Raw genomic sequence first — 8,182 nt, forward strand, 5'->3', positions numbered from 1 at the left:
ACGGGATCGAACCGATGACCTCTTGCATGCCATGCAAGCGCTCTCCCAGCTGAGCTATACCCCCTTCATGCTGCAATCGCTGCTTCTTGTTAGTTGCTGCGCTTGCATCAGAGACTCGAATTATAGACAGGTTTTCAGCGGTTTTTCAAACGCGCCAGAATTTTTTCACGACCCAGCAGCTCCAGCACCGCGTCCACCGAAGGCGTGTGCGCCGTGCCCAGCGTCAGCACGCGCACCGGCATGGCCAGTTGCGGCATCTTCAGGCCCTGGGCCTTGAGCACTTCCTTGATCAGGGCAGCAATGGCTTCCTTGCTCCACTCCACCGAGGCGATGCCTTCGGCGAAGGCGTCCAGGGCGGGCGCCACGGCGTCGGTCACGTGCTTTGCCAGGTCCTCGGCGTTGCGGTCGAAGGCGTCCACGTAGAACAGGCGCACCCAGCCGGCCAGATCGACCAGGGTTTCGCAGCGGTCCTTGAACAGGGCGCAGATGCGCGGCAGGCGGTCGTCGGCATCGAGCAGGGCCTGGTCCAGGCCGGTCTTGAGCACGAAGGGACGCACCAGCTCTGCCAGGGCCGCGTCGTCCAGCGCCTTCAGGTGCTGGGCGTTGACCCAGCGCAGCTTGGCCTCGTCGAACTGGCCTGCGCTGCGGCCCAGGTGGTCCAGGTTGAACCACTCCAGGAACTGGGCGCGGCTGAAGATTTCGTCGTCGCCGTGGCTCCAGCCCAGGCGGGCCAGGTAGTTGACCATGGCGTCGGGCAGGTAGCCTTCGTCGCGGTACTGGGTGACGGCCTTGGCGCCGTTGCGCTTGCTCATCTTCTCGCCCTGCTCGTTGAGCACGGTGGGCAGATGGGCGAACACGGGCACGCTGGCGCCCAGGGCCTCGAAGATGTGGATCTGGCGCGGCGTGTTATTGACGTGGTCGTCGCCACGGATGACATGGGTGATGGCCATGTCCATGTCGTCCACGCAGACGCAGAAGTTATAGGTGGGCGTGCCATCGGGGCGCGCGATCACCAGGTCGTCCAGCTCGCTGTTCTGGAACTCGATGCGGCCCTTGCACTTGTCTTCCCAGGCCACGACGCCGCCCTTCGGCGTCTTGAAGCGCAGCACGGGACGCACGCCTTCGGGCACGGGCGGCAGCACCTTGCCTTCCTCAGGGCGCCAGGTGCCGTCGTAGCGCGGCTTTTCCTTGTTGGCCATCTGGCGCTCGCGCAGGGCGTCGAGTTCTTCCACGCTCATGTAGCAGGGGTAGACATGGCCCGAAGCCTGCAGGCCGGCCAGCACCTCCTTGTAGCGGTCCATGCGCTGCATTTGATAGAACGGACCTTCGTCATGGTCCAGCTGCAGCCAGGCCATGCCTTCGATGATCACGTCCACCGAGGCCTGGGTGGAGCGCTCCACGTCGGTGTCCTCGATGCGCAGGATGAAATCGCCGCCCGTGGCGCGCGCAAAGGCCCAGGGATACAGGGCCGAGCGGATGTTGCCCAGGTGGATGAAGCCCGTGGGAGACGGGGCAAAACGGGTACGTACTTTTTGTGTCATTGCAGGGTATCCAGTCCGCGGGAGAGATCGTTCTTGAGGTCGCCCAGGTATTCCAGTCCGACGGAGATGCGCAGCAGGCCCTGGCCGATGCCGGCGGCACGGCGCTGCTCTTCGCTCAGGCGGCCATGCGAGGTGCTGGCCGGATGGGTGATGGTGGTCTTGACGTCGCCCAGGTTGGCCGTGATCGAGCACACCCGGGTGCTGTCGGCCACATGGAAGGCGTTGGCGCGCAGCTGTTCGGCGCCCTCGCCCACCACATCGAAGGACAGCACGCCGCCGCCCATGCCGTTTTGCTGGCGCATGGCCAGCTCGTGCTGCGGGTGGCTGGCCAGGCCCGGGTAGTAGACGCGGGCGACCTTGGGATGGGCTTCCAGCCAGGTGGCCAGCTCCAGCGCGGAGGCGCTTTGCGCCCTCACGCGCAGGGACAGCGTCTCCAGCCCCTTGAGCACCACCCAGGCGTTGAACGGTGCCAGGTTCAGGCCGCCGCTACGCAGGAAGGTGCCCATGACCTTGTCCACCAGTGCCGTCGTGCCGCAGACGGCGCCCGACATGACACGGCCCTGGCCGTCCAGCAGCTTGGTGCCGGAGTGCACGACCAGGTCGGCACCGAACTTGGCAGGCTGCTGCAGCACGGGCGAGGCAAAGCTGTTGTCCACGGCCAGCAGCGCGCCATGGGCGTGCGCCAGCTCGGCCAGCGCGGCGATGTCGCACAGGTCGGTCAGCGGGTTGGTCGGCGTCTCGGCGAACAGAAGGCGCGTGTTGGGACGGATGGCCGCCTTCCAGGCCTGCACATCGGTCTGCGAGACAAAGCTGGTCTCCACGCCAAAGCGCGCCATCTCGCCGCCCAGCAGCTTGATGGTGGAGCCGAACATGGACTGCGAGCAGATCACATGGTCGCCGGCCTTGAGCGTGGTCAGCGCCACCAGCAAGATGGCCGACATGCCCGTGGACGTGGCCACCGCGCATTCCGTGCCCTCCATGGCGGCCAGGCGCTGCTCGAAGCTGGTGACCGTGGGGTTGGAGGTGCGGCTGTAGGTGTAGCCGGGCTCTTCATTGGCGAAGCGGCGTGCAGCCGTTGCACAGTCGGGCTGCACGAAGCTGCTGGTCATGTACAGGGCTTCGCTGTGCTCACCCCACTGGCTTCGCTCCACGCCCACGCGCAGGGCCAGCGTATCGGGATGCAGGCCTTCGGGAAGTGTCTTGTTGGTCACGTTGATGGTCCTTGGGGATCGGGCGCAGACCGCCAGCGGTGGCGGTGCCCGGAAAAAAGGAGCTAGAAGCACTTGTCACCTGGCGGCTTCCAGGGCCTTGCGGCCCTGGACGCTCCAGCACCAGCGCTTTTAGCTCATTTGTCAAAAAAGGCGGGCCACAGGCCCGCCCGACATTGTCACTGAATGCCCTGGCGCTCAGGCTTCCTGGGCATTGGGCAGGGACAGGCGCGACGCATCGCTGGCCTCTTCCTCCCCGCCCCGGTTACGCCCCTCGTTGAGCGCCGTGACCTCGTCCTCGGAGATGTCGCCCGTGATGTAGACGCCGTCGAAGCACGAGGCCTCGAAGCCCTGCACCTGCGGGTTGATCTTGCCCACGGTCTGCTTCATGGCGGCCACGTCCTGGTAGATCAGCGCGTCGGCGCCGATGACCTGGCGGATTTCCTCGACCGTGCGGCCATGCGCCACCAGTTCGGCGCGCGTGGGCATGTCGATGCCGTAGACGTTGGGATGGCGCACCGGAGGAGCGGCCGAGGCCAGGTAGACCTTGACGGCGCCGGCGTCACGCGCCATCTGCACGATTTCCTTGGAGGTGGTGCCGCGCACGATGGAGTCGTCCACCAGCAGCACCTTGCGGCCCTTGAACTCGCTGCCGATGGCGTTGAGCTTCTGGCGCACGGATTTCTTGCGCGAGGCCTGGCCCGGCATGATGAAGGTACGGCCCACGTAGCGGTTCTTGACGAAGCCTTCGCGGTAGGGGATGCCCAGCAGCTGGGCCAGTTGCATGGCGCTGGGCCGGCTGGATTCCGGAATCGGGATGATGGCGTCGATCTCGTTGGGCGGCACGGTGGAGACCACGCGCTTGGCCAGCGTCTCGCCCATGTTCAGGCGCGCCTGGTAGACGGAGATGCCGTCGAGCACCGAGTCCGGACGGGCCAGGTATACGTACTCGAACACGCAGGGGTGCAGCTCGCTCTTTTCGGCGCACTGGCGGGTTTCGACCTGGCCGTCGTTGTGCACGAACACGGCTTCACCCGGAGCGACATCGCGCTCGAGCTGGTGCAGCGTGCCTTCCAGGGCCACGGATTCGCTGGCCAGCATCACCGTGCCGTCGGCGCTGCGGCCCATGCACAGGGGACGGATGCCGAAGGGGTCGCGGAAGGCCAGCAGGCCGTAGCCCGCAATCAGCGCGATCACGGCGTACGAACCCTTGATGCGCTTGTGCACGGCGCTGACGGCCTGGAAGACGTCTTCGCTCTTGAGCGGTGCGCCGCTGCTGGCGCGGGCCAGCTCGTGGGCCAGCACGTTGAGCAGGACTTCGGAGTCGCTCTCGGTGTTGGTGTGGCGGTGGTCGGTGTCCGACAGTTCCTCGCGCAGCTGCTTGGCGTTGGTGAGGTTGCCGTTGTGCACCATGACGATGCCGAAGGGCGCGTTCACGTAGAAGGGCTGGGCCTCTTCCTCACTGGTCGCGTTGCCGGCCGTCGGGTAGCGCACCTGGCCCAGGCCCACCGTGCCCGGCAGGGCGCGCATGTTGCGGGTGCGGAACACGTCGCGCACCATGCCCTTGGCCTTGTGCATGAAGAACTTGCGCTCCTGCTGGGTCACGATGCCGGCGGCATCCTGGCCACGGTGCTGCAGCAGCAGCAGGGCGTCATAGATCAGTTGATTCACGGGCGCGGTGCTGACTACACCAACGATTCCACACATAGTTGCGTTCCATCCGTTTGCGAAGGTCGCCCTTCGCTGTCTGGGCCGTAGCAGCCACCCATTGGCCACGCCTGCGCCCGATTTCTCTATCCAAACTGTTTCTGCCAGCCGACTCCTGCGCTGCAGCGCCTTGTCATGCAGCCGGCAGATAGCGTCCCCATTCCTGCGGCAGCTGCGGCAAAACCGCAGCCAGCGCCTGCATCAGCCACGGCGCCAGGGCTGAATCCTGCCACCACTGTCCCTGGTGCAGCGGCGTGTAGCTGATCACCATCGTTGCCACCAGGGCCAGCAGCGCCCCGCGCAGCACGCCGAACAGCGCGCCCAGCGTGCGGTCCACGGGCCTCAGGCCCACCGCCTCGATCAGCCGGCGCGACAGCCAGGACACCAGGCCCCAGCCGAACAGCGCCAGCACGAACAACAGCACAAAGCCTGCGGCATAGCGCAGCTGCATGTCCCAGTCCTGCATGGGCAGCCACAGCGCCACGTCGGCAGCCCAGATGCGGGCCACGACGAAGGCCACCAGCCAGCCGAGCAGCGACAGCACCTCATACACCAGCCCGCGCCAGGCGCCTAGCAGCATCGATGCCAGCACGCAGGCCAGCAAAACCCAGTCCACCGTGGACATACGCTATCTCTGTGCGCCTGTGCTGCTTTGCAAGATGTACGTCACCGCCTCAGAGCTTGAGCACCGACGCCGGCAGGCCCTGGCCCTTGACGCGCGCCGCCGCCTTGTCGGCCTCGGCACGGCCGTTGAACGGACCCACACGCACACGCGTGCGCTTGCCGTCCTTGGTGTCCACCACCTGCGTGAAAGTCTTCAGGCCCGCCAGCTCCAGCTTGGCGCGGATTTCCTGGGCCTTGCCGGCATCGGAGAAGGCGCCGACCTGCACGATGAAGCGCTCGTCCGTCGCCGCAGCAGCCGCCGGTGCCGCCGGTGCGCTGCGACCTTCCAGCAGGGCCCGGGCACGCGCGGCGTCGTCGCTCCTGGACGGCTCGGGCTTGGGTTCGGGCTTTGGCTTCGGCTCGGGTTTGGGTTCGGGCTTGGGCTCCGGCTTGTGTTCGGGTTTGGCCGGCTCGGGCTTGGGCCTGGGTTCCGGCTTGGGCTCGGGTTTGGTCTCAGGCTTGGCGGCGGGCTTGGGCTCAGGCTTTGCCTCGGGCCGGGTTTCGGGCTTTGCTTCCGGCTTGACCGGAGCCACCTGCGAGACGGCCGGCGCCACGGGCACGGAAGGCCTGCCCATGGGAACCTCTTCCTCGTCGGCGCCCAGCGAGGCCTGGGCCGGCACGCGGCCTGTCGGGGAAGCGGCGCCCTGGTGCGGATGGGCGTCCACGGCATTGGCGCCGGGCACGACCAGAGGAGCGACCTTGTCGCGGTCGGGAATCTCGATGGGGATGTCCACGGGAATCGGACGCGGCTGGGTGTCGAACAGCAGGGGGAAACCCACCACGCCCGCCAGGACCAGCACGGCAGCACCGATGAGGCGGTGGCGCGCCCGGCGGCGCATGACATCGACGCTTTCCGCCTGTCCCAGCCGTGTGGGCCGCCTCGATGCGGACGACGAATCACCGTCGTCTTTTTTGCCGGGCCAACGAAAATTGAAAAATGCCATGGAGTGCGGACTCGTTCAGATCGGCCACCACAGGCAGCCACGATGGCCGTTTGCGGTGCGGATCACTGGATTCAGGTGCCCAGATGCTTGGCGTTCAGCCGGGGCGGGCCGTCCTGCAGCACGCCGCCCACCGTGAAGAACGAGCCAAAGACCACGATTCTATCAGTGGGACCTGCTGCAAGAACCGCGGCATCCAGCGCCAGCTGCGGGTTTGCGAAGGTGGCCAGCGAGATCTCGCGCGGCACGCCCGGCGCGGGCGGCAGGGCTTCGATCTTCTGGCGCAGCACCTCGGCGCTCTCGGCGCGCGGCGTGGGCAGGTCGGTCAGATACCAGCGGTCGATCAACGGGGCAATCCTGGCCAGCATGGGGGCCAGGTCCTTGTCGTGCATGGCGCCGAAGACCGCATGCGTGCAGGGAAAGTAGCCCATGGCATCGAGGTTGGCCGTCAGCGCCGCCACAGAATGCGGGTTGTGCGCAACATCCAGCACCAGCGTGGGCTGGCCCGGAATGATCTGGAAACGGCCCGGCAGCTCGACCATGGCCAGCCCCGTGCGCACGGCCTGGGCCGTGACGGGGAGACGGCTGCGGATGGCTTCGAGCGCGGCCAGCGCACCCGATGCATTGACCAGCTGGTTGGCGCCGCGCAGCGCCGGATAGGCCAGGCCCGCATAGCGCCGCCCGCGTCCGGCCCAGCCCCACTGCTGCTTGTCGCCCGAGAAATTGAAGTCCTGGCCCAGGCGCCAGAGATCGGCGCCAATGGCCTGTGCATGGTCCAGCACGCTTTGCGGCGGCATGGGATCGCTGACCACCACAGGCCGGCCGGCGCGCATGATGCCGGCCTTCTCGCGGCCGATGCTCTCGCGGTCCGGCCCCAGGAATTCCACGTGGTCAATGTCGATGCTGGTGATGACGGCGCAATCGGCGTCGATCACATTGGTGGCATCCAGCCGCCCGCCCAGGCCCACCTCGAGAATCGCCACATCCAGCCTGGACTGGCTCATCAGCCGCAGGATGGCCAGCGTGGTGAACTCGAAATAGGTGAGCGCCACTTCCGTGCCCTGCACGCGCGCCTGCTCCACGGCCTCGAACTGCGGCAGCAGCTCGGCGGCCTTCACGATCTCGCCGCCCACGCGGCAGCGTTCCTCGAAATGCACCAGATGCGGCGATGTGTAGACGCCGGGGCGAAAGCCCGATTGCAGCGCCACGGCCTCCAGCATGGCGCAGGTCGAGCCTTTGCCGTTGGTGCCCGCCACCGTGATCACGGGGCAGTCGAAACGCAGGTCCAGGCGCTGGGCAACTTCGCGCACGCGATCCAGGCCCAGCGCAATATTCTTGGGGTGCAGGCGCTCGCAATAGGCGAGCCATGCATCCAATGTGGGAAATGAGGTGTGCATACTGCGCGCTATTGTTACCCAGGGACAGTGTCCTTATGGGGTCCTCGCCATCCATTGACTGCGGCAACTGCAACCAATCATGACCACTGCAAACACTGTGACGCTCTACGGCATTCCCAACTGCGACACCGTCAAGAAGGCCCGCGCCTGGCTCACCGACCAGGGCATCGCCTACGAATTCCACGACTTCAAGAAACAGGGTGTTCCCGCCGAGCAGTTGCCCGCCTGGATGCAGGCTGTCGGCTGGGAAAAGCTGCTCAACCGCCAAGGCACGACGTGGCGCAAGCTCGATGCCGACACCCAGGCCGCCGCCCAGGATGCAGCCGGTGCCGCAGCCCTCATGCAGCAGCAGCCCAGCGTCATCAAGCGCCCGGTCGTCCAATGGCCGCAGAGACGCATCACCGTGGGTTTTGCGCCCGACGCCTGGGCAGAGATGGCCCACGGGGGCAAGCGCTGACTCTGCCATCAGGCCTGGAACAGCTTATTACGTGGATTTACGCGACCGCAAACTGCTTTCCAGGCCCGAGGAATACACTTGCATGGAGCCTGGCAGGAAATACCGCCAGCGCAACAGGAGTGCAATCATGAAATCCCTGGTTCTTTTGACGCTGGCGGCCACGACCGCCACCGTGGCCCTGGCCCAGGAGCAAGGCCGGGTGCTGTCGGTGACCCCGGTGACCCAGCAGGTGGCCGTGCCCCAGCAGGTCTGCCGCGATGAAACGCGG

Annotated in this window: 7 protein-coding genes and 1 pseudogene; 2 read left to right on the top strand and 6 right to left on the bottom strand. The window is 66.5% G+C overall.

Features of this window, described 5'->3' with window-relative positions; translation table 11 throughout:
* Positions 1 to 134 precede the first annotated feature (134 nt).
* The 6 genes from gltX to folC form a co-directional block, all read right to left on the bottom strand.
* The gene (gene gltX / locus L995_RS24805; RefSeq protein WP_047218421.1) at positions 135 to 1,541 is read right to left on the bottom strand and encodes a glutamate--tRNA ligase; all 1,407 of its coding nucleotides are present in this window, start codon (positions 1,539 to 1,541) and stop codon (positions 135 to 137) included.
* The gene (locus L995_RS24810) at positions 1,538 to 2,752 is read right to left on the bottom strand and encodes an O-succinylhomoserine sulfhydrylase (RefSeq protein ID WP_047474038.1); all 1,215 of its coding nucleotides are present in this window, start codon (positions 2,750 to 2,752) and stop codon (positions 1,538 to 1,540) included. The genes gltX and L995_RS24810 overlap by 4 nt, the downstream gene beginning before the upstream one ends.
* A 195-nt stretch (positions 2,753 to 2,947) precedes the next feature.
* Positions 2,948 to 4,456, bottom strand: a complete 1,509-nt coding sequence (purF, locus tag L995_RS24815) for an amidophosphoribosyltransferase (RefSeq protein ID WP_047474039.1) — start codon at positions 4,454 to 4,456, stop codon at positions 2,948 to 2,950.
* 133 nt (positions 4,457 to 4,589) lie between these two features.
* The gene (locus L995_RS24820) at positions 4,590 to 5,081 is read right to left on the bottom strand and encodes a CvpA family protein (protein ID WP_016451425.1); all 492 of its coding nucleotides are present in this window, start codon (positions 5,079 to 5,081) and stop codon (positions 4,590 to 4,592) included.
* 49 nt (positions 5,082 to 5,130) lie between these two features.
* Positions 5,131 to 6,063, bottom strand: coding sequence for an SPOR domain-containing protein (locus L995_RS24825; protein ID WP_047474040.1), 933 nt, complete (start codon positions 6,061 to 6,063; stop codon positions 5,131 to 5,133).
* Between the two features lie 71 nt (positions 6,064 to 6,134).
* Entirely contained in the window at positions 6,135 to 7,457 is a 1,323-nt protein-coding gene (gene folC, locus L995_RS24830) for a bifunctional tetrahydrofolate synthase/dihydrofolate synthase (protein ID WP_016449256.1), read from the bottom strand.
* Positions 7,458 to 7,536: 79 nt separating this feature from the next.
* Here folC and L995_RS24835 point away from each other — a divergent pair, with 79 nt between their 5' ends.
* Complete coding sequence (locus L995_RS24835) at positions 7,537 to 7,914, top strand: ArsC family reductase (RefSeq protein WP_047474041.1); 378 nt, start codon at positions 7,537 to 7,539, stop codon at positions 7,912 to 7,914.
* Positions 7,915 to 8,041: 127 nt separating this feature from the next.
* Positions 8,042 to 8,182, top strand: a pseudogene (locus L995_RS34920) (glycine zipper 2TM domain-containing protein); the annotation flags it as partial.

The organism is Delftia sp. ZNC0008, assembly GCF_000799035.1.
Lineage (GTDB): Bacteria > Pseudomonadota > Gammaproteobacteria > Burkholderiales > Burkholderiaceae_C > Comamonas > Comamonas tsuruhatensis.

Excerpts from the sequence above, each read along its gene's own strand:
- gltX (WP_047218421.1), bottom strand. The coding sequence starts at position 1,541 with ATGACACAAAAAGTACGTACCCGTTTTGCCCCGTCTCCCACGGGCTTC.
- purF (WP_047474039.1), bottom strand. The coding sequence starts at position 4,456 with ATGTGTGGAATCGTTGGTGTAGTCAGCACCGCGCCCGTGAATCAACTG.
- L995_RS24820 (WP_016451425.1), bottom strand. The coding sequence starts at position 5,081 with ATGTCCACGGTGGACTGGGTTTTGCTGGCCTGCGTGCTGGCATCGATG.
- L995_RS24825 (WP_047474040.1), bottom strand. The coding sequence starts at position 6,063 with ATGGCATTTTTCAATTTTCGTTGGCCCGGCAAAAAAGACGACGGTGAT.
- folC (WP_016449256.1), bottom strand. The coding sequence starts at position 7,457 with ATGCACACCTCATTTCCCACATTGGATGCATGGCTCGCCTATTGCGAG.
- L995_RS24835 (WP_047474041.1), top strand. The coding sequence starts at position 7,537 with ATGACCACTGCAAACACTGTGACGCTCTACGGCATTCCCAACTGCGAC.